The organism is Nonomuraea sp. NPDC050394 (assembly GCF_044459065.1).
Lineage (GTDB): Bacteria > Actinomycetota > Actinomycetes > Streptosporangiales > Streptosporangiaceae > Nonomuraea.
The window spans coordinates 252,548-273,028 of record NZ_JBITIO010000004.1 but is presented as its reverse complement, the minus strand read 5'-3'; the positions used below and the strand labels follow the sequence as shown (position 1 = coordinate 273,028).

Here is a 20,481-nt window from a genome sequence, read left to right as displayed (position 1 = left end):
TCCCGCAATCCAGGCGTCTGTGATCTTTTATGGGCACAGAATTTCATATCTGATGGCGGCGCTTACTCCTTCTGACCCACCCCGTCTCGGCGGCTACTGGCTGGCGGGCCGGCTCGGCGCGGGCGGGCAGGGGGTGGTCTACGACGCGTACGGGCCCGACGGGGAGCGGGTCGCCATCAAGGTACCGCGAGCCGACTCGCCCGAGTCCCGGCGGCGGCTGGGCAAGGAGGCGGACGCGGCGCGGCGGGTGGCGGCCTTCTGCACCGCCCGGGTGGTCGAGGTGGATCTCGGCGTGCCGTACATCGTCAGCGAGTTCGTACCGGGGCGGACCCTGCGGGAGGTGGTCGCGGAGGCCGGGCCGTACGAGGGGGAGGGGCTGCACCGGCTGGCCGTCGGCGTGGCGACCGCGCTGGCCGCCATCCACCGGGCCGGCGTCGTGCACCGCGACCTCAAGCCGGACAACATCATCCTGGGGCCGGACGGGCCGAGGGTGATCGACTTCGGGGTGGCGCGGGAGGACGGTCCCACCACGACGGGGCCGGTGATGGGGACGCCGGCCTACATGGCGCCCGAGCTGTTCACCGGGCGCGGGGCCGGCGCGGCGGCCGACCTGTGGTCGTGGGGGCTGGTCGTGCTGTTCGCGGCGCGCGGGGTGGACGCGGTCGAGACGGGCGATCCGGTCGCGATGGTGTCGGAGGTGCTCGGGTTCCAGGCCGACGTGGAGGGGCTGCCGGAGCCGCTCGGGCCGCTGGTGGCCGCGGCGCTGGCTCAGGAACCGGGGCTGCGGCCGCGGGCGCGGGCCGTACTGCTGGCACTGCTGGGGTTGCCGGACGGGGGTGACGCGGACGGGGGTGACGCGGACTGGGGTGACGCGGACGCGCCGCTCGCCCGTGGTGGCGCGCTCGCCGCCACGCTCGGCGGGCCCGCCGCCGAGCCCGGCCTCGGCGCGGTCGCCGAGGAGCTGTACGGCGAGCTGTCGGAACGCGAACGGGCCGCCGCGCCCGAGGTGTTCCTGCGCATGGCCGACGGCGAGAGCGTCAGGGAGGTCACCCGCGCCGAACTGCCCGAAGAGGAGGCGGTCGACGGACTGCTGGCGCTGTTCACCGCGTCGGGATTGGTGTCCGCGCCCGGCGCGGGCACGTACGCGCTGGCCAGGCCCGGCCTGGTGCAGGCCTGGCCCAGACTGCGGGAATGGGTGGCCGACAACCGCGACGGCCTGCCCGTGCAGCGCCGGCTGGCCGAGGCGGCGCGCTTCTGGGACGCACACGGCAGGAAGCCCGCCGATCTCCTGCACGGCTCCCACCTGGACCGCACCCTGCGCTGGGCGGCGGCCGAGCGCAGGGACCTCACGCTGGTGCGGCTGGAACGCGAGTTCCTGGACGCCGCCACCGCCCGCTCCCGCCGCCAGGTACGGCTGCGCGCGATGCTGGCCGGCGCGATGGCCGTGCTCCTCGTCCTGGCCCTCGGCGGACTGGCCCTGGCCGAGTACCGCAGGACGGAGGTCACGGCCCAGCGCGACGCCGCCACCGCCCGCGCGCTGGCCCTGCGCGCCGCCGGGCTGCGGGTGAACGACCCGAAGCTGGCCATGCTGCTGAGCGTGGCGGCGTACCGGCTGGATCCCGGCATTCCGGAGACCAGAGCCGCGCTGATCGACTCGCGCTCGCAGCGGTTCACCGACACCTTCACCGACCCTGACGCCGCCTCCGACGTGGTGTACGCGACGAGCCGGGACGGGCGCCTGCTCGTCGCCGTGCAGAACGGGCAGGCGCGGTTGTGGGACGTGCGGGCGCACCGTCAGCTCAGGCAGTTCACGGGCGTCGGGGCAGCGGGGAAGGCCGCGGTCACGGCCGACGGGAAGATCCTGGCGCTCCAGGACGATCGTGCGGTGCGGCTGTGGGACCTCGCGTCCGGCCGGCCGATCGGCGGCGCGTTCGCGACGGGCCTGGACGTCACCGATCCCGGTGAGCTGGCCTTCGAGGCCGGCGGGCGGCTGCTGGCCGTCCCCGACGCCGAGGGCGGGCGGCGGTGGTGGACGGTCAAGGACAGGAAGGCGCTGCGGGCGGACCTGTCCGCCGTCGACGGCCGGGGCGCCCGCGGGGTGGTGACACCGCGGGGAGGCCGGGTCGAGGTCTGGGACCTGCGCGCGAACCGGCGGATCGACCTGCCCGGACTGCCTCGGGTCCGCGACGTCGAGACCGTCGAGATCAGCGGGGACGGCCGCTCACTGGCGTACACGCAGGAGTTGTCGGGGGACACCGAACGCCGGCTTGAGATGCGCGACATCGCGTCGGGTGCCGAACGCCGCAGCGTGATCCCCGGCGAGGCCGCCCGCACGCTCGCCTTCGGTTTCGGCGACGAGCTGATCGCCCACTGGGACCTTCTGGGCGACATGGCGGTGCAGCGGCGCTCTGACGGCCAGCAGATCCTCCGGATGGAGATGTCGGCGGACCTGGATTCCGTCCGCCTCGATCCGGGCGACCGGGCCATCCGCCTGGTGATGAACGGCGGCGTGATCCATACGGTCAGCCTGGCCGTCCTGCTCGACAAGCCCGTCGTGCGCGGAGACTCGCTGGGCACCGGCGAGTTCGCGCCGGGCGGCCGCCTGCTCGCCACCTTCGCGCGAGGCGAGGTGCGGCTGTGGGACGTGGCACGCGGACGCCCGGTGGGCGTCCCCATCGCCTGGGGCGACCCGGCGCTGCAGGGCGAGCTGGCCTTCGACCCCGCGGGCCGCCGCCTGGCCGTGGGCACGGACGCCGGCGTGATGCTGATCGACACGGGCACCGGGACGAAGCTCACCTCCTTCCGGCCCGCGAACCCCAAGGCGAGCTCGGTCTACGGCCTGGGGTTCAGCCCCGACGGCCGGACCCTCGCCGTCGCCACCGGCGGGGTGGACGGGGCGCTGCCCCTTGAACTGCGCGACCTCCGGAGCGGCTCGTCGCTCGCCACGGACGTCGCGAGCGAGGGCGTCACCGCCTGGCGTCCCGACGGGCGCGTCCTGATGACCGCCACCGCGCTGATCGACCCGCTCAAGGGAGCGCGGCTGGCCCGTCCCCGGATGCTGGGCACGTCGCTGCAGGTCTACGCCTTCAGCCCCGACGGACGGTACCTGGCCGTCTGGATGTCGGGCCGCCTCGTGCTCTGGGACGCCCGGCTGACGGCCAGGATCGACGACCTGCCCGTGCCGGCGGGGTTCGAGGCCACGCGGCTGACCTGGTCGCGGGACGGCACGATGCTCGCCGCCTACGGCTTCGGCGACCAGATCAGGCTGTGGGACATCCGGACGCGGCAGGCACTCGGGACCGTGTTCGACGGGATGACGGAGTACGGGTTCATGGAGGGGGCGGCGATCGCCTTCGGCGAGGACGGCACGACGCTCCTCAGCGCGACGCCCGAGGGCGTGCTGCGCACCCACCCGCTCGATCCCGTACGCCTCGCGCGGGCCGCCTGCCAGGCCGCGGGACGACCGCTCACCAGCCAGGAATGGAGCCACTACCTACCGGAGGCGGAGCCGTTCCGCGTGTGCGCCGATGCCGGTTAGGGCGTCCCGCGCACGCGTGACGATCTTCTCCAGGTGGTCGCTGTGGGCGCCGCGCCAGTACACCTGACCGCACTCGCGGCACCTGCCGTACGCGTCGTAGCTGCGCCGGGTGCCATCGCGCAGGGTGTTCGCCACCTCGCTCTTCGGCACCTCGGCCAGGACGCCGTTGCAGGCGGTGCACCGGGTCCAGGGGCGCAGCGGCGGGGCGAAGCGGTCCAGGAGGTCGCCGAGCTGGAGGTCGGCCTTGGCGCCCCGCACGTACGCGCCCAGCCACAGCGCCCGGCGGCGCAGCAGGCCGCGGTCCTGGGTGAGGAGCACCCGGCGCTCGGCGTTGGCCTGGACCACCAGCGCCGGGTCGTCCATGTCGTTGTGGTACGCGGTGTCGATGCCGAGCAGCCGCAGCCGCCTGGCCAGCGTGCCCAGGTGGACGTCCAGGAGGAAGCGCGGCTCCGCCGACAACGGCTGGGGCCTGGGGACCGGAGCCACGTCCACGACGTCGCCGCCGCGCGGCTGGTAGGCGGGGCCCACGCCGGTGCCGGCCACCGTCATCGGGCCCACTTCGGTCAGCGGGATGCCCAGGGACTCCACCACGTGGCCGAGCGTGGACGTGCGGTCCGCCTGCGCCCGCTGCCACTCCTGGCGGCGGCTCGCGGGTAGGAAGAGCCGCAGCTCGGGGGCGATGCGCAGGCGTATGTCCGTCTCGTCCACACGGTCAGGATGCCACGCGGGCCGTCGGGGGATCACCCCCATTTCGGCGGTGCGGATACCTTGGTGGGGTGAGTCTGCCGCGCCGTTCCCTCCTCGCCCTCGCCGGGCTGGCGGTGGCGGGGTGCGCGGCGGGGGAGTGGGAGGGCGGGCGGATCCGGCTGGCCACGGGGTCGGCGGGCGGGCCGTACGAGCAATTGGGGGATCGGTTCGCGGCGGAGCTGCGGCGGGTCGGCTTCGAGGTCGGCGTGCTCAGGACGGCCGCCAGCGTCGAGAACCTGGAGATGCTCAGCGACGGCCGGGCCGACGCCGCGTTCGCGCTGGCCGACAGCGCCGACCACGCGGTGCGCGTGCGGCGGCAGCCGGTGGCCGCGCTGGCCCGCATGTACATGAACTACGTGCACCTGGTCGTGCGCGCGGGCTCGGCGGTCATGGCGCCGCGGGACCTGGCCGGGCGGTCGGTCTCACTCGGCGCCGAGGGGTCGGGCACCGCCGTCACCGCGGAGCGGGTGCTGCGGGCGGCGGGGCTGACCGGCACCCGTCCGCTCAAGCTCGGGCTGGACACGTCGATCAAGGCGCTGCGCGACGGGAGGGTCGACGCCTTCTTCTGGTCGGGCGGCGTGCCCACGCCCGCGCTGGCCGTACTCGACGACGTGCGGCTGCTCGCGCTGGACACGCTGGTGCCCATCCTGCGCCGCGCGCACGGCCCCCTGTACGAGCACGCCGCGTTCCCGGCCGGCGTGTACGGCGCCGCCGAGCCGGTGGCCACCGTGGGGACGCCCAGCTACCTGGTCTGCCGCCGCGACCTGGACGTGGAGCTGGCCAGGGAGCTGACCGCGACCCTGTTCGCCAGCCGCGACCGCCTCCAGGCCCCCGACGCCCCGGGCGGCCGCCTCGACCGCCGCTACGCCATCGGCACCGGCGCCGTGCCCCTCCACCCCGGCGCCGCCCGCTACTACCGCTCGGTGTACGGCTAGCGGAAGATCCGCCCGAGCTGGTGGTCGATCAGGGCAACGGCCTCCTCGGGCGTGTGCTGGCCGAGCAGCACACCGGCCTGGAGCCCCTCGGCCCCGGCCAGCAGGAACGCGGCCTCCGCCGGGATGTCCACCTCGGGCCCCACCTGCCCCTGCTCGCGCCCCTGGCCGAGCATGTCGGCAAGCAGCCGCTGCAGGCCCGGCGGCGTCTCGCGGACCGTCGCGGCCAGGGCCGGGTCGGCGAGCATGTGCACGAAGTACGCGACGAACACCAGGTGCCGCTCCCGGCGTTCGGCATCCAGCGGCAGCAACTCCATCAGCACCCCGCGCACGATCGTGCGCGGGTCGGGCTTCTCGCTGATCCGCTCCAGCCGCCGCCGCGCGCTCTCGCCGGAGACCGTGTTGAGGATCTCCAGCGCGCCGAGCAGGAGCTGGTCGCGGGTGCCGAAGTAGTACTGCAGAAGCCGGGCCGACACCCCGGCCTCGGCGGCGACCTGCCGCAGGGTGACGTGCTCCAGCCCGCCCTTGACGGCCAGCCGCCACACGGCCTCGGCGATCTGGCGGCGGCGCTGGTCGTGGTCGGCGTGGCGGGGCATGCGTCCGTCCTTGGTAGGGCGAGCTTCGACTTTGGTTTGTGGTGCGATCGTACCAAAACGGATTATGGTGCGATCGAACCACAAAATTTCGGAGGTTTCGCAGTGAAGTACACGGCAGTACAGGTGATCGGGGTCCTCCTGCTGGTCGTGGGCGCGCAGGGAGCCATCAGGCTGCTGGCCGACCACGCCGACGGCGGGTTCCTGCAGTGGCTGCCCGGCGGGTTCGCGGCGTGGATGGCCTGCTACGCGATCGCGGTCGCCGTCGGCGGGCTCTCGGCGGCGTGGGCGGCGCGGAAGGGGAAGGGCAAGTGAGAAGGATCCTGTCCGTCCTGGTGGTGGCCGCGGCGCTGACGGGGTGCGGCGCGGCCGTACCCGTTGCCGCGGTGAAGGGGACGGTCGTGCGGACGGCCCAGGGCGAGGTGCGCGGGGCCGAGGACGGCGGCGTGCGCAGGTTTCACGACCTGCCCTACGCCGCCCCGCCCGTCGGCGAACGGCGCTGGCGGGCACCCCAGCCGGCGCCCGCGTGGAAGGGCGTGCGCGACGCGACCAGGCCGGGCCCGGCCTGCATGCAACTGGAGGCGCCCGACATGCCCAAGGGCACGCCGACCAGCGAGGACTGCCTGACCGTCGAGGTGACCACCCCCGCGGGGCCGGGCACGAACCGGCCGGTCATGGTGTGGGTGCCCGGCGGCGGCTTCCTCAGCGGCGCGGGCTCCATCTACGACCCCGCGCGCCTGGTCAGGACCGGCGACATCGTGGTCGTCACGGTCAACTACCGGCTGGGCGTCTTCGGCTTCTTCGCCCACCCCGAGCTCGGCCGCGAGACCAACTTCGGCCTGCAGGACCAGGTGGCCGCGCTTAAGTGGGTGAAGGCCAACATCTCCCGCTTCGGCGGCGATCCGGGCAGGGTGACGCTCGCCGGAGCCTCGGCCGGGGCGATGAGCGTCTGCACGCTCATGACCTCGCCGCCCGCCGAGGGCCTGTTCGGACAGGCCGTCGTCGAGAGCGGGTCATGCCTGATGAGCCATCCGGCCGGCGCGCTCGGCCCCGGCCTGGGCCAGACGTCGTCCTGGCACCCGCTCGGCACCGTCCAGCGGAACGGGCGCGCGCTGGCCGAGCGGATGTCCTGCGCGGACGTGGCCTGCCTGCGCGGCAAGAAGGCCGCCGAACTGCTGCCGCACACGGGCGGCTTCCCGCTCCTGTCGTACGGCACGCCGTCCGTCCCGCGCGAGCCCGCCAAGGTGTTCGCCGCGGGGAAGGAGGCGGACGTCCCGCTCCTCCTGGGCAACACGCGCGACGAGCACGCCGAGTTCACGCTCTGGGCCTACCCGGACGGCATCGGCGAGCGCGACTACCCGGCCATGCTGAAGAAGGCCTTCGGCGCGGACGCCGCCCGCGTCGCACGGCGCTACCCCCGGCGCGACCATCCCTCGGCCGCCGCGGCGGTGAGCAGGGTGTTCAGCGACCGCGACTGGATCTGCCCCACCTGGAAGTCAGGGCGCCTGCACGCACGCAAGGCCCCCACGTACGCCTACCTGTTCACCGACCCCACCGCGCCCGCGGTCGCCGGGCCGCTGCCGCCGCATATGGGTGAGGTCACCGCGCACGGGGCCGAGACGTTCGCCCTGTTCGACTTCGTGGACGCGCCGGGCAAGAACGCCGGGCAGCGGGCGCTGGCCGAGCGGGTGGTGGGCTACTGGACGCGGTTCGTACGCACCGGGGACCCGAACGGGGGCGGCAGCCCGCGCTGGCCGCGTCTCGACGGGACGGACCGGGCGCTGGAGCTGACGCAGGAGACGGCGCGGCCGTACGACATGAAGGGCGGGCATCACTGCGGGCTCTGGTTCTGATGGCCCGGGCCCGGGCGCACCTCGACGACCAGGCCGTGCGGGTGGGCGGGCAGCAGGCTGAGCGTGGCCCCGCACGCTCTGGCCAGTTCGGCGGCGATGGCCAGGCCCAGGCCGCTGCCCGGCACGTTGGCGTGGGAGCCGGAGCGCCAGAACCGGCCCTGCGCCTCGGCCCGCTCGTCCTCGCCGAGCCCGGGGCCGTCGTCGGCGACCCGGAGCACGCCGTCGTCGAGGGTCACCGCGACCTTGCCGCCGGAGGGGACGAACTTCTGGGCGTTGTCCAGCGCGATGTCGGCGACGCGGGCCACCGGCTCGGGAACCTCCGCCTCCGCCGGGATCGCGACCTCCAAGGTCAGGCCGCGCGCGGTGTAGACCTCGCGCCAGCCCGCCAGGCGCGGCGCGAGGGCGGTCCGCGCGGTGGCCGCGACCGCGCCCGCCTCGACCTTGGCCAGCGCCAGCAGGTCCTCGACCAGCAGCGCCAGGCGGTCGAGCTCGGCCAGCGTCTCCTCGTACTCGGCCGAGCCCTCCTCGCGCAGATGCGGCTCCAGGTTCTCCAGCCGCAGCGACAACACGGTCAGCGGCGTACGCAGCTCGTGCGAGGCGTCGGCCACGAACGCCCGCTGGCGCTCCAGCGCGCCGGAGACGGCGTCGGCCATCGCGTTGAAGCGCTCCTCCAGGCGGCGCAGCTCCGACGGGCCGTTGCCCGGGTGGGCGCGGGCGTCGAGCTGGCCCTCGGCGATCGCCCGCGTGGTGCGGTCGAGCTCGGTGACCGGGCGCAGGATCCAGCGGGCCAGGCGGCGCGCCGCCAGCACCGAGTAGGCCAACGCGATCAGGGCGCCGGCGGCCAGAGCGCCCCAGACGAACATGACGTCCGTGCGGGCATTGTCGGTGCGGACTTGCAGGAGCACCACGCCGGACAACTGGGCGTCACGGCCCGCCGGCTCGGCCAGCAGCACCGTGCGCGGGCCGAGCGGGCCGATGGCCGGAAGTTCCTCGGTGGTGCGGCCGGACAGGGCCAGCCTGGTCGCCGCGCCGGTGTCGGCGGTCATCCGCCCGGACTCGGCCAGCACCTTCCTGTCGCGGCCGAGGACACGGACGGCCGCGCCGTACAGCTCGCTGTAGCGCTCGATCTCCGCGCTCAGCGCGGAGTGGTCGGCGTCGCGCGCCGACTGGTCGGCCAGCTCGGCGAAGCGGGTGGCGTCCGCGCGGCGGTCGAGCAGCAGCCGGTTGGTGCGGTGCGAGGCGTAGAAGAGCCCCAGCGGTACGGCCAGCGCCGCGATGAGAAAGACGATCAGCGTGGTGAAGGTCACCACCAGCCGGGAGTTCACGCCGTCGAACCCAGGCGGTAGCCGGTGCCGCGCAGGGTCTCGACCAGGCCGGGCCGGCCCGTCTTGGCGCGCAGGCCCGCCACGTGCACGTCGAGCGAGCGGGAGGCCGACAGCAGCGGGTCGCCCCAGACCTCGTCGAGGATCTCCTCGCGGCTGCGCACCACGCCGGGACTGCGCGCCAGCAGCGCCAGCACGTCGAACTCGCGCCGCGTCAGCGTGATCTGCGCACCCGCCACGTGCACCTGCCGGGCGTCCAGGTCGATCCGCACGTCCCCGACGGTCACGACCTCGTCGCGCACCGGCAGCGGGCGGGTGCCGCGGCGCAGCACGGCCTCCATGCGCGCCATCAGCTCCGCGGTGCGGAACGGCTTGACGAGGTAGTCGTCGGCGCCGGAACGCAGCCCGCGCAGCACCTCGCGCTCCTCGACCCGCGCCGTCACCACGATCAGCGGTACGGCGGAGCTGCGGCGCAACCGGCGCAGCACGTCGAGCCCGTCCATGTCGGGCAGCGTGAGGTCCAGCAGGACGAAGCCGACGCCCCCCGCCAGGCGGAGGGCGTCCACGGCCAGCGCGGCACGGACGACCTCGTGCCCGTGCCGCGACAGTGCCGTGGTCAGTGCCGCCGCGAGCCGGTCGTCATCCTCGACCAGGAGAACTCGCATGCCGACCAGGTTAGACGCGCTCGGGAACCGCCTCGGCCACGCCGCGCTCGCGGCGCGTCAGCGCGGCGTCGCGGGTCTCGCGCATGCTGAAGTACACGACGAGGGAGACGGCGGCGCACCCGGCCACGTACCAGTAGAAGCCGGGCTCCATGCCCGCGCCCTTGAACCACAGCGCCACGTACTGGGCGGTGCCGCCGAACAGGGCGTTGGCGATCGCGTACGGCAGCGCCACCCCGAGCGCCCGGATGTTGGTCGGGAACAGCTCGGCCTTCACCACCGCGTTGATCGAGGTGTAGCCGGTGATGATGAGCAGGCCGACGAGGGAGAGCAGCAGCGCGCTCCAGAAGCCGCCGACCGACGACAGCGCGTACATGAGCGGCACGGTGCCGAGTGTCGAGCCGATGCCGAAGGTGATCAGCAGCGGCCGCCGTCCGATCCGGTCCGACAGCGCGCCGGCCGCCGGCTGGACGCACATGAAGATGAACAGGGCGCAGAAGCTCACGGTCGAGGCGGTCGCCTTCGACAGCCCGGCGGTGTTGGACAGGTACGTGGTCAGGTACGTCGTGTAGGTGTAGTACGCGACCGTGCCGCCCATGGTCAGGGCGATGACCAGCAGAAACTCCTTCTTGTGCGCGAAGAGCGCCTTGAGCGTGCCGCGGTCCTTGGCGCCGTGCGCGCCGGCGGACTCCTCGCCGTAGGCCTCCGTCTCCATCAGGCTGCGCCGCAGGTAGAACACGACCGCGGCGGCCAGGGCGCCGATGATGAACGGGATGCGCCAGCCCCAGGACTTCAGGGCCTCCTCGGTCATGGAGTTCTGCAGGATGATCTGCAGGCCGAGGCCGACGAGCTGGCCGGCGGTCATCGAGACGTACTGGAAGCTGGAGGCGAAGCCGCGCCGGCCGGGCGGGGTGGCCTCGGTCAGGAAGGTGGCGCTTGCCGCGTACTCGCCGCCGACCGAGATGCCCTGAAGCAGCCGGGCCACGAGCAGGACCACCGCGGCGGCGCCGCCGATCGTGTCGTACGTGGGCGCGACCGCGATCAGCAGGGCGCTGGCCGACATCAGCGTGACCGTCATGGTCATGGCGGCCTTGCGGCCCTTGCGGTCGGCGTAGCGGCCGAGCAGCCAGCCGCCGATCGGGCGCATGAAGAAGCCGACGGCGAAGATGCCGAAGGTGTTCAGCAACTGGGCGGTGGAATCTCCCTTGGGGAAGAAGGACGCCGCGAAGTAGGTGGCGAAGCTCGCGTAGACGAACCAGTCATACCACTCGACGAGGTTGCCGACGGAACCGCCGATGACGTTCTTCCACGGCATGCGTGCCTTGCTCAACGGGATACCTCCAGGGGGGCGTCTGTGCTGGCCAGAGCCTCTCCGCCGAAGGTTCGCCGGGCAAGGGGAGCGGGCGCATATCTAACCTGCGCTTAACATCGGCGAAACGTCAGACGTCCGATTGCCACGTGTTCCACTCGTCGAGCAGTTCGAAGCCCATCGCCTCGTTGATCGCCAGCATGTGCCGGTTGGAAGTGGCGTTCCAGGTGACGACCTGCTCCACCTGCGGCTCGCTCTCGTGCAGCCACAGCAGGTTGGAGACCTTCAGCAGCAGCCCGAGCCTGCGGCCGCGATGGGCGGCGAGCACGGTGGTGTCGGCCTGGCGGGCCCAGCCGTCGGAGCGGTCGGCCTCGATGTAGAGGCGCGTGTAGCCCGCGGGGGCGCCGTCGGAGGTACGGCGGGCGATCATGGCGTAGGAGTCGCCGCCGCTGGGCACGATCGACGCCTCGAACTCGCGCATCCGGTCGGTGTCGAAGCGCATCTCCTCGATGTCCGCACCGCGCGGCGCGTCGTTCATGCCACCGATGACCTGCGCGAGATCGGCCAGCAGCTCCTCGGGCGCGGGGCCGGTGAAGCGCTCCAGGTGGTAGCCCTCGGCCTGCGGCAGCATCGCCCTGATCGCCGGCCAGTCGGCCTTGCGCAGGTCCAGCGTACGGCGGGCCTCGGGCAGCACGACCTGGCCGCCCATCGCGGCGACGAACGCCGCCCCGCTGCCCGTCTTCTCGGTCTCGCCGACCAGCAGCCTTCTGCCCTCGGCCCTGACCCGTTCCTTCGTGTGCTCGTACAGTGCCCTGCCGATGCCCCGCCGCCGGTGGCCGGGTACGACGAACGCCTCGAACACCACGGCGAGATGCGTGTTGTCGAGCAGCGGGTATTGCAGGCCGAGGCCGCCGACGATCTGGCCGTCCTCGACCGCGGCCCACGCCTCGACCCGGGAGCCGGAGTCGCCCTGGCGCATCAGCCACTCGTAGTGGCGCTGCGACATGACCGGGCCCGGCCGGTGGCCGGTGGCCGCGCGGTAGGCGGCGTACACCTCGTCCAGGGGGCCGCCGAGATCTACTTGCTGGATCGTCATGCCGTCAGGCAAGCGCACGCGCGCCTCTTCCCGCCACCGGTTTTACTGCTGGTAGCTCTCGACCTCGCTGACCGGGCGGGCGGCCGCCTCGTCGGGGTTCTCCCCGGCGCCCCGGCGAGCCCGGCGCTGCCGCAGCAGGTCCCAGCACTGGTCGAGCGCGACCTCCAGCTCCTTGACCCGCGCGTTCTCCTCCTCCGAGGTCACGTCGCCCGTGGACAGGCGCTCGCGCAGCTCGTGCTCCTCCGCGACGAGGGCGCTGATCCTGGTGAGAATCTCGTTATCCTGCATGATCCTGACTCTAACCGGCGCGTGATAGAACACGCCCTATGCGGGGTATCGCGGTGGTAAGGGAACCTGGTCCGCGCCTGGCCGAGGGCATCGTCACCCATCTCGAACGGCGGGCGGTCGACTACGAGCTCGCCCTGGAGCAGCACGCGGCCTACGTCGGCGCGCTGGGGGAGGCGGGCTGGAGCCCGGTCCACGTGCCACGGGCCGACGACCTGCCGGACGCGGTGTTCGTGGAGGACACCGTGGTGGTGTGCGGGCGGCTGGCCGTACTCACGCGTCCCGGGGCGCCGGAACGGCGGCCCGAGGTGGCGGCGGTGGCGCAGGCCGTGCGGGGCCAGGGGTTGCGCGCCGTGGCCATCGAGGCGCCAGGCACGCTCGACGGCGGCGACGTCCTGCGGGCCGGTACGACCGTGTACGCCGGCCGATCGGCCCGCACCAACGACGAGGGCATCGCCCAGCTCGCCGGGCACCTGCCCGACCGGCGGGTGGTCCCGGTGGAGCTGCGCGGGGTGCTGCATCTGAAGTCGGCCGTGACCGCCCTGCCGGACGGCACGCTGATCGGTGACCCTTCGCTGGTGGATCTGCCGGGCCTGCTGGAGCCCCCGGAGGAGGCGGGCTCGCACGTGGTCGTGCTGGACGAGGAGACCGTGCTGATGGCGGCCTCCGCCCCGGAAACGGCCCGCATGCTGCGAAAGAGGGGGCTCAACGTCGTGAGCGTGGACATTTCGGAATTTGAGAAGCTGGAGGGCTGTGTGACCTGTCTTTCGGTTCTCATCAGGTGAGATCGGGGAGGGCGCATGGCGAGACGTCTGCTAACGTGAAACGCATGCTGCGCGGGCTGCTTCTTAGCTGCCGCGGCGAGGGCCTCTGAAGCAGGCCGGCTCCCTCGTCGCGGAGCGAGCCATGCGCGTCGGCCGTTCGGACCGACTTTGAGGACACCTCAGATGACCGCTCAGCAGCCCACCTCCATGCCCGTCCAGCGTTACCAGGCGTTCGAGCCCGTCCGGCTCGCCGACCGCACCTGGCCCGGCAAGGTGATCACCAAGGCGCCCCGATGGTGCGCGGTAGACCTGCGTGACGGCAACCAGGCGCTGATCGACCCGATGGACTCCCACCGCAAGCTCCAGATGTTCGACCTGCTGGTCAAGATGGGCTACAAGGAGATCGAGGTCGGCTTCCCCGCCGCCAGCCAGACCGACTTCGACTTCGTCCGCCAGATCATCGACGAGGGGCGCGTCCCCGACGACGTGGTGATCCAGGTGCTGACCCAGGCCAGGCCCGAGCTGATCGAGCGCACCTTCGAGTCCATCCAGGGCGCCAGGCAGGCCATCGTCCACCTGTACAACTCCACGTCCACGCTCCAGCGCCGCGTCGTGTTCGGCCAGGACCGCGAGGGCATCACCGCCATCGCCGTCGAGGGCGCCAAGCTCGTACGCAAGCTCGCCGAGGCGAGCGACGTCGACGTCTTCTACCAGTACTCGCCCGAGTCGTTCACCGGGACCGAGCTGGACTACGCCGTCGAGGTGTGCGACGCGGTCACCGAGGTGTGGCAGCCCACCCCCGACCGCAAGGTCATCATCAACCTGCCCGCCACCGTCGAGATGGCCACGCCCAACGTCTACGCCGACCAGATCGAGTGGATGCACCGCAACCTGAGCAGGCGTGACTCGATCGTCCTGTCGCTGCACCCCCACAACGACCGCGGCACCGCCGTCGCCGCCGCCGAGCTGGGCTACATGGCCGGCGCCGACCGCATCGAGGGCTGCCTGTTCGGCAACGGCGAGCGCACCGGCAACGTCTGCCTGGTGACCCTGGGCATGAACCTGTTCTCGCAGGGTGTCGACCCCGAGATCGACTTCAGTGACATCGACGAGATCCGCCGCGTCACCGAGTACTGCAACCAGCTGCCCGTGCACCCGCGCCACCCGTGGGGCGGCGAGCTGGTCTACACCGCCTTCTCCGGCTCCCACCAGGACGCCATCAAGAAGGGCTTCGAGCATCTGGCCGCCGACGCCGCCGCCGCGGGCGTGCCGGTCGACTCCTTCACGTGGGCGGTGCCGTACCTGCCGATCGACCCCAAGGACATCGGGCGCAGCTACGAGGCGGTCATCCGCGTCAACAGCCAGTCCGGCAAGGGCGGCGTCGCCTTCATCATGAAGGCCGACCACCAGCTCGACCTGCCGCGCCGCCTGCAGATCGAGTTCTCCAAGGTCGTGCAGGCCCGCACCGACGCGCAGGGCGGCGAGGTGACGCCGGTCGAGATGTTCGAGATCTTCCAGGACGAGTACCTGCCCACGCCCGGCAACCGCTGGGGCCGTCTCAGCCTCATGGCCCACCGCCACGAGTCGACCGTGGACGACCAGGACCGCATCGGCGCCGACATCCGCCTCGACGGGGAGATCCGCGAGATCGAGGGCAACGGCAACGGCCCCATCTCGGCCTTCATCGACGCGATCGCCGGAATCGGCATCCAGGTACGCGTGCTCGACTACGTGGAGCACGCGATGAGCGCGGGCACCGACGCCAAGGCCGCCTCCTACCTGGAGTGCGAGGTGGACGGCCGGATCCTGTGGGGCGTGGGCATCGACGCCAACACCACGACCGCCTCGCTCAAGGCGATCATCTCCGCGGTCAACCGCGCCTCCCGCTAGGACGCGCGCGGAGGCCCGTCCCTCCGCGCGGTCCCCTCTCCCAGCGCTCCGCCGGCCCGGCGGAGCGCTCTTTTCATTCACCGGGAATTCATCTACTCTCCTTAGAGAACGATACGTTCTCTAAGGAGGTGCGGCGTGCGGCTCACGCTGACCGGGCTCATGCTGGCGATGCTGCTGGGCGCGCTCGACCAGACGATCATGGCGCCCGCCCTGCCCGCCGTGGCCGCGAGCCTCGGCGGACTGGACCAGATGCCGGCCGTCGTCACCGCCTACCTGGTCGCGGCCACGGTCGTGATGCCCGTGTACGGCAAGCTGGGCGACCGCTACGGCCGCAAACCCCTCATGCAGGCGGCCATCGTGATCTTCGTGACCGGTGCCGTCCTGTGCGCGGTCGCCGGGTCCATGCCCCAGTTCGTGGCCTTCCGCGCGCTCCAGGGCATCGGTGGCGGCGGGCTCATGATCGGCGCTCAGGCCATCATCGGCGAGATCGTCAGCCCCCGCGAACGCGGCCGCTACCTCGGCCTCATCGGCGCCGCCTACATCGTGGCCGCCGTCGGCGGCCCGCTGGTCGGCGGGTTGTTCATCGACACCGTGGGCTGGCGGTGGATCTTCGCGATCTACCCGCCGCTCGGGCTGCTCGCGCTGGTGGTGCTCAGCCGTACGCTCCACCTGCCCAGGCCGGGCACGCGGACCCCGCTGGACGTGGCGGGCGCGCTCACGCTGGCCGTGGCGGTGGTCGGGATGGTGCTGCTCGGGCAGACGGGGGAGCCGGTCTACCTCGCGCTCGCCGCCGCCGGCGCCGGCGCGTGGTCGCTCACGGCGCGGCGGGCGGCCGATCCCATCCTGCCTCTGCGGCTCTTTCGCGACCGGGGCTTCGCCGTGCCGGTGGCGATCAGCTTCCTGATCGGGTTCGCGCTGTTCGGCACGATCACCTACATGCCCGCCTACCTGCAGATCGCGCTCGGCTCCACCGCCACCCAGGCCGGGCTGCTGGTCACCGCGCTCATGGGCGGCGTGCTGGCCACCACGATCGTCTCCGGCCGCCTGATCACCCGGACCGGGCGCTACAAGCCGTACCCCGTGGTGGGCGCGCTCGTGGCCGCGCTCGGCCTCGGGCTGCTGGCCGTGGCCGAGGGCGCCGCCGCGATCGCCGCGGTGATGCTGCTGACCGGGCTCGGCGTCGGGCTCGTCATGCAGGTCATGGTGCTGGTCGCGCAGAACACCGTCGCCCACGCCGACCTCGGGACGGCCACCTCGGCGGTGACGTTCCTGCGGCAGATCGGGGCCTCGGCCGGGGTGGCGGTGGTCGGGGCCCTGATCACGCTGCGGCTGGCCGGAGCCGGGTTCGCCGAGGCCGTGCCGCCGGTCTTCGCCATGATGGCGCCGCTGCTCGGGGTGGCGTTCCTGCTGACGCTCGCGTTGCCCGTACGCCCGCTGCGTACCCGGGCCCATGTGGAGGAGAACGTATGAAAAGCGTCGCACCCCTGCGCGACTTTGGCCGCGCCGACCTCGATCAGGCCGGCGGCAAGGGCGCCAACCTGGGGGAACTGGTCCGGCTCGGGCTGCCGGTCCCGGACGGGTTCGTCGTCACGACCGCCGCGGGCGCCGAGATGTCCGGCGGCCTGCGGCAGGAGATCGCCGCCGCCTACGCCGCGCTCGGCGGCGGGCCGGTGGCCGTGCGCTCCAGCGCCACCGCCGAGGACCTGCCCGGCGCCGCGTTCGCCGGCCAGCAGGACACCTTCCTCAACGTCATCGGCGAGGACCCGCTCCTGGACGCGGTCCGCCGATGCTGGGCCTCGCTGTTCACCGAGCGCGCCGTCGCCTACCGCGCCAGGCTCGGCATCCCCGACGCCGACGTGCGCATCGCGGTCGTCGTGCAGAGCATGGTGGAGGCGGAGTCGGCGGGCGTCATGTTCACCGCCGACCCCGTCACCGGTGAGCGCTCCACGCTGGTCGTGGACGCCAGCAGCGGCCTCGGCGAGGCCGTCGTCTCCGGCCGTGTCACCCCCGACCACTACGTGCTCGACCGCGCGGGCCGCCTCACCGCCTTCCGCGCGGGCCGCCGCGAGGTGGTCATCAGAGGTACGGCCGGCGGCGGCACCACCGAGACCCGCGAAGAAGGCGGGGCCGGACGCCTGCCGGAGACGGCCCTGCGCGAACTGGCCGAGCTCGGCGTCCGGGTGGCCGGCCACTTCGGCCGCCCCATGGACCTCGAATGGGCCTACGCGGAAGGCCGTGTCAGCCTGCTGCAGGCCCGCCCGATGACCGCGCTCCCGCCGCCTCCGCTGGGCCGCGGGCTCAACCCCGTCGAGCGCCGCATCGCCGGGATCCTGCTGGAGTACCTGCCGGTGCGCCCCTACCCGATCGACATGACGACCTGGCTCCCGCACGGACCCGCCGGGCTGATGGCCCGGGTGGCCGCCGACTTCGGCATCCGGGGCGTGTTCGACGGCTTCCTGCGCGAGGAGGACGGCGTCGTCTACCGGATGGTCCCTCCCAAGCCCCGGCCCACCGCCCGCCTGCTGGGGCTGCCGTTGCGCGTACTGCGCAAGGCCCGCCGGTACGACCCGGCCACCTGGACGCGCGACCCGCGCTTCCTCGCCTTTCTGGAGCGTGAGCGGGAGCTGGCGGCGATCGACCTGGCGGCGCTGCCGTGGCGGGAGCTGCGGGCCATGCCCCGGCGGGCGCTCGACCTGGTGGAGCCGGTGGCGGACCTGCGCATCGACTACCTGCCGGGTACCGGGCTGGCGCTGGCCCGCCTGCTGGTGACGTTGAAGACGTACCGGCTGGGCAAGCACTTCGGGACGGTGATCACGGGTGGCGGCAGCCGGACGGAGGACGCCAACCGGGGGCTGGAGGAGTTGGCCGCCCATCTCCACGACTCCGACTTCGACCAGAGATTTCAGGCGTTCTTGGCCGAGTACGGGCACCGGGAGACCGCCAGCCCCATCCTCGTCACCCCACCGAGCTGGAGCGACGCCCCCGGCACCGTGCTCGACATGGTCAAGCTGCTCGCGAGCGGCCCCGCCGCGCGAGAGCACGGACCCGATCCGCTGGAGCGGCTGCTGAGCCATCCCCGGCTGCGCTCGCCGCGGCGCAGGCGGCGGGTCGAGCGGCTGGTCAGGGCGGCGCGGGCCGGGCTCGCCTTCCGTGAGGACAGCCACTTCTCCTTCACGATGCCCCAGCCCATCCTGCGCCGGTCGCTGGTGGAGATGGGCAGGCGGCTCGGGCTGCCCGACCCGGAGGACGTCTTCCACCTGCGGCTGGAGGAGCTGGAAGGCGTCGAGGATCCGGCGGCCGGGCCGTACCGGGAGAGGCTGCGCGCCACGATCCTCGCCAGGGCGGCCAAGCGGGAGGAACTGCGGGGCGTGCGGCTCATCGACCCCCGCGCGGTCTTCCCCGCGCCCGAGGCCGGTGACGCGCTGGTCGCCGGCACCCCGGCCAGCGGCGGCACGGTGACGGGGCCGGTCAGGGTGATCCGCGAGCCCGCCGAGTTCGGCCGGCTGGCCGCGGGGGACGTGCTGGTCTGCCCGTACACGAACCCGTCGTGGACGCCGTTGTTCCAGCGGGCCGCCGCGGTCGTCGTGGACACCGGCGGCACCGGCTCGCACGCGGCGATCGTGGCCAGGGAGTATGGCATCCCGGCGGTCATGGGCACCGGCGAGGGCACCTCGGCGCTGACCGACGGGCTCATGGTCGTCGTGGACGGAGACACCGGCACGGTCGGCAAGGCTCCATAGGATGCATCCATGGTCACCGACCACCGCAAACAGCCCCGCCGCCGGGGCGAGGCGCTGCACGCCGCCATCTTCCAGGCCACGCTCGACGAACTCGCCGAGGTCGGCTACGCCAAGCTGACCATGGAACGGGTCGCCGAGCGGGCCAGGACCGGCAAGGCCTCGCTGTATCGCCGCTGGCCGACCCGGCTGGAGCTGGTGATGGCGGCGGTCTACTCCGTCCTGCCCGACCCCTCCGACGTGGCCGACACCGGCAGCCTGCGCGGCGACCTGCTGGCCGTACTCCGCCACACCGCGGCCGCGCTGGACGGAGCCCCCGGTGAGGCCATGCGCGGGCTGCTGAGCGAGGCGCTCGGCGACCGCGGCCGGGGCGCCGCGCTGCGCGAGAACTCCCAGGGCGCGGGGCGCAGGATGATGCACGAGGTGGTCCGCCGCGCGGTCGAGCGCGGCGAGGTCGAGGCCGGCGCGGTCACCTCCCGCCGGCTGGACGTGGGTCAGGCGATGATCAGGCAGTACTTCCTGTTCAACGGGCCGCCGATCCCTGACGCGCTCATCGTCGAGGTGGTCGACGAGATCATCGTGCCGCTTCTGGGATGCCCAGCCCCATGAGGGCGGCGTTGTTGAGCATGGCGTGCTCGAAGGCGGTCCTGCGGTTGTCCAGCGTGTTGTTGAACTGGCCGAACAGCTCGAAGCTGACCCATCCGAACAGGCCGGTCCAGGCGTTGATCGCGCGGAAGATGACCAGGTCGGAGACTCCCGGCATGACGGCGCGGACGAGCGCCGCGTCCTCTGCCAGCGAGGGCGGGGGAGCGGGCGCGATGCCGGGGGGATCGAGGACGCCCGCCTCATGGGCCTCCGACAGGATGCGGCCGAAGACGACCGTGTCGCGGACCGCCGCCTCCACGGTGTCCATCGGCGCCTGGTAGCCGGGTACGGGCGAGCCGTACAGCAGGGCGTACTCGTGGGGGTTGGCCAGCGCCCAGTCGCGTACGGCGTGGCAGACCGCCAGCCAGCGGCCCAGGTGGTCGCTCCGGTCGGTGGCGGCGTCGGCCTGCTCCACGCACTCCCCGATCGCGTTGTAGCCGTCGATGATCAGGGTGGTCAGCAGGTCGTCCCGGCTGGGGAAGTAGCGGTAGATGGCCGAGGAGACCATGCCCATCTCGCGGGCCACGGCGCGCAACGACAGCCCGCCCGCCCCCTCCGTGGCGAGCTGGCGCCGGGCGATGTCGGCGATCTCCTTGGTGAGCTCGGCTCTGACACGTTCTCTCGCGGTCCTGCTAGCGGTCATACCCAGCACGTTACCAGAGCGGTGAGAATAAACGAGAGCACTGCTCTTGACGACAGGCGCTCTTTTGGGAGAGCATTGCTCTCGTAAGCGAACGGCAGTCACGAGGTTGGGGTTCCAGAGATGATGAAGAACGCGAATATGCTGCTGATGTTCCTCCTGGAACTCGGCGTCATCGCCGCCGTCGGATACTGGGGTTTCACCGTAAGCTCGAACTGGATCATCAACACGCTCGCCGGGCTCGGCGCGCCGGCCCTCTTCATCGCAGCCTGGGCGCTGTTCGGCGCCGGTGGCGGGGTCAACGCCACCTTCCCGGCCACCGGGATCTGGCGGGGCGTCCTGGAGATCCTCTGGTTCGGCGGCGGGGCCGCCGCACTCTACGCCGCGGGCGCCGCCACTCCGGCCGCCGTCTTCGCGATCCTCTTCGCCGTCAACGCGACACTCCGCCTCATCTGGAAGCAGGCCTGA

At 72.8% G+C, this 20,481-nt stretch carries 18 protein-coding genes; 10 read left to right on the top strand and 8 right to left on the bottom strand.

Annotation, left to right across the window (positions count from 1 at the left end; genetic code table 11):
- Positions 1–52: 52 nt before the first annotated feature.
- Entirely contained in the window at positions 53–3,538 is a 3,486-nt protein-coding gene (locus tag ACIBKY_RS18825; protein ID WP_397097928.1) for a protein kinase, read from the top strand.
- Here the strand turns inward: ACIBKY_RS18825 and ACIBKY_RS18820 are convergent.
- Positions 3,494–4,288 carry a Mut7-C RNAse domain-containing protein gene (locus ACIBKY_RS18820; protein WP_397097927.1) on the bottom strand — a complete coding sequence of 265 codons (795 nt, stop codon included), beginning with the start codon at positions 4,286–4,288 and terminating at the stop codon, positions 3,494–3,496. The two genes, ACIBKY_RS18825 and ACIBKY_RS18820, sit on opposite strands and share 45 nt — an antisense overlap.
- Positions 4,289–4,314: 26 nt before the next feature.
- Between ACIBKY_RS18820 and ACIBKY_RS18815 the strand changes: the two genes are divergently transcribed.
- Entirely contained in the window at positions 4,315–5,220 is a 906-nt protein-coding gene (locus tag ACIBKY_RS18815; RefSeq protein ID WP_397097926.1) for a TAXI family TRAP transporter solute-binding subunit, read from the top strand.
- On the opposite strand, the gene ACIBKY_RS18810 is transcribed toward ACIBKY_RS18815, so the two are convergent.
- Positions 5,217–5,813 carry a TetR/AcrR family transcriptional regulator gene (locus ACIBKY_RS18810; protein WP_397097925.1) on the bottom strand — a complete coding sequence of 199 codons (597 nt, stop codon included), beginning with the start codon at positions 5,811–5,813 and terminating at the stop codon, positions 5,217–5,219. The genes ACIBKY_RS18815 and ACIBKY_RS18810 overlap by 4 nt on opposite strands.
- Positions 5,814–5,915: 102 nt before the next feature.
- Between ACIBKY_RS18810 and ACIBKY_RS18805 the strand changes: the two genes are divergently transcribed.
- Both ACIBKY_RS18805 and ACIBKY_RS18800 read left to right on the top strand, forming a co-directional pair.
- The gene (locus ACIBKY_RS18805) at positions 5,916–6,125 is read left to right on the top strand and encodes a hypothetical protein (protein WP_397097924.1); all 210 of its coding nucleotides are present in this window, start codon (positions 5,916–5,918) and stop codon (positions 6,123–6,125) included.
- Entirely contained in the window at positions 6,122–7,663 is a 1,542-nt protein-coding gene (locus ACIBKY_RS18800) for a carboxylesterase/lipase family protein (RefSeq protein WP_397097923.1), read from the top strand. Before ACIBKY_RS18805 ends, ACIBKY_RS18800 begins: the two co-directional genes overlap by 4 nt.
- On the opposite strand, the gene ACIBKY_RS18795 is transcribed toward ACIBKY_RS18800, so the two are convergent.
- From ACIBKY_RS18795 to ACIBKY_RS18775, 5 genes are all read right to left on the bottom strand, one after another.
- Positions 7,642–8,988, bottom strand: coding sequence for a sensor histidine kinase (locus ACIBKY_RS18795; RefSeq protein ID WP_397097922.1), 1,347 nt, complete (start codon positions 8,986–8,988; stop codon positions 7,642–7,644). The two genes, ACIBKY_RS18800 and ACIBKY_RS18795, sit on opposite strands and share 22 nt — an antisense overlap.
- Positions 8,985–9,650, bottom strand: coding sequence for a response regulator transcription factor (locus tag ACIBKY_RS18790; RefSeq protein ID WP_397097921.1), 666 nt, complete (start codon positions 9,648–9,650; stop codon positions 8,985–8,987). The genes ACIBKY_RS18795 and ACIBKY_RS18790 overlap by 4 nt, the downstream gene beginning before the upstream one ends.
- 10 nt (positions 9,651–9,660) lie before the next feature.
- On the bottom strand, positions 9,661–10,977 hold the full coding sequence (locus ACIBKY_RS18785; protein WP_397097920.1) for an MFS transporter: 1,317 nt from the start codon (positions 10,975–10,977) through the stop codon (positions 9,661–9,663).
- Between the two features lie 109 nt (positions 10,978–11,086).
- Positions 11,087–12,070: a GNAT family N-acetyltransferase gene (locus ACIBKY_RS18780; protein WP_397097919.1), complete on the bottom strand. Its 984-nt coding sequence runs from the start codon at positions 12,068–12,070 to the stop codon at positions 11,087–11,089.
- 24 nt (positions 12,071–12,094) lie between these two features.
- Entirely contained in the window at positions 12,095–12,340 is a 246-nt protein-coding gene (locus ACIBKY_RS18775) for a DUF2630 family protein (RefSeq protein WP_397097918.1), read from the bottom strand.
- 38 nt (positions 12,341–12,378) lie between these two features.
- On the opposite strand from ACIBKY_RS18775, the gene ddaH reads away from it, so the two are divergent.
- The 5 genes from ddaH to ACIBKY_RS18750 all read left to right on the top strand — a co-directional run bounded on the left by ddaH (position 12,379) and on the right by ACIBKY_RS18750 (position 19,337).
- Entirely contained in the window at positions 12,379–13,122 is a 744-nt protein-coding gene (ddaH, locus tag ACIBKY_RS18770; RefSeq protein ID WP_397097917.1) for a dimethylargininase, read from the top strand.
- A gap of 162 nt (positions 13,123–13,284) precedes the next feature.
- Complete coding sequence (leuA, locus tag ACIBKY_RS18765) at positions 13,285–14,991, top strand: 2-isopropylmalate synthase (protein ID WP_397097916.1); 1,707 nt, start codon at positions 13,285–13,287, stop codon at positions 14,989–14,991.
- A gap of 135 nt (positions 14,992–15,126) precedes the next feature.
- Positions 15,127–16,461 (top strand): MFS transporter, encoded by a 1,335-nt coding sequence (locus ACIBKY_RS18760; RefSeq protein WP_397097915.1) that lies wholly within the window; start codon positions 15,127–15,129, stop codon positions 16,459–16,461.
- The gene (locus ACIBKY_RS18755) at positions 16,458–18,731 is read left to right on the top strand and encodes a PEP/pyruvate-binding domain-containing protein (RefSeq protein WP_397097914.1); all 2,274 of its coding nucleotides are present in this window, start codon (positions 16,458–16,460) and stop codon (positions 18,729–18,731) included. The genes ACIBKY_RS18760 and ACIBKY_RS18755 overlap by 4 nt, the downstream gene beginning before the upstream one ends.
- A 9-nt stretch (positions 18,732–18,740) precedes the next feature.
- Positions 18,741–19,337, top strand: a complete 597-nt coding sequence (locus ACIBKY_RS18750; RefSeq protein WP_397097913.1) for a TetR/AcrR family transcriptional regulator — start codon at positions 18,741–18,743, stop codon at positions 19,335–19,337.
- Here the strand turns inward: ACIBKY_RS18750 and ACIBKY_RS18745 are convergent.
- Positions 19,303–20,016 (bottom strand): TetR/AcrR family transcriptional regulator, encoded by a 714-nt coding sequence (locus tag ACIBKY_RS18745; protein WP_397097912.1) that lies wholly within the window; start codon positions 20,014–20,016, stop codon positions 19,303–19,305. The two genes, ACIBKY_RS18750 and ACIBKY_RS18745, sit on opposite strands and share 35 nt — an antisense overlap.
- Before the next feature lie 138 nt (positions 20,017–20,154).
- On the opposite strand from ACIBKY_RS18745, the gene ACIBKY_RS18740 reads away from it, so the two are divergent.
- Entirely contained in the window at positions 20,155–20,481 is a 327-nt protein-coding gene (locus ACIBKY_RS18740) for a YrdB family protein (RefSeq protein ID WP_397097911.1), read from the top strand.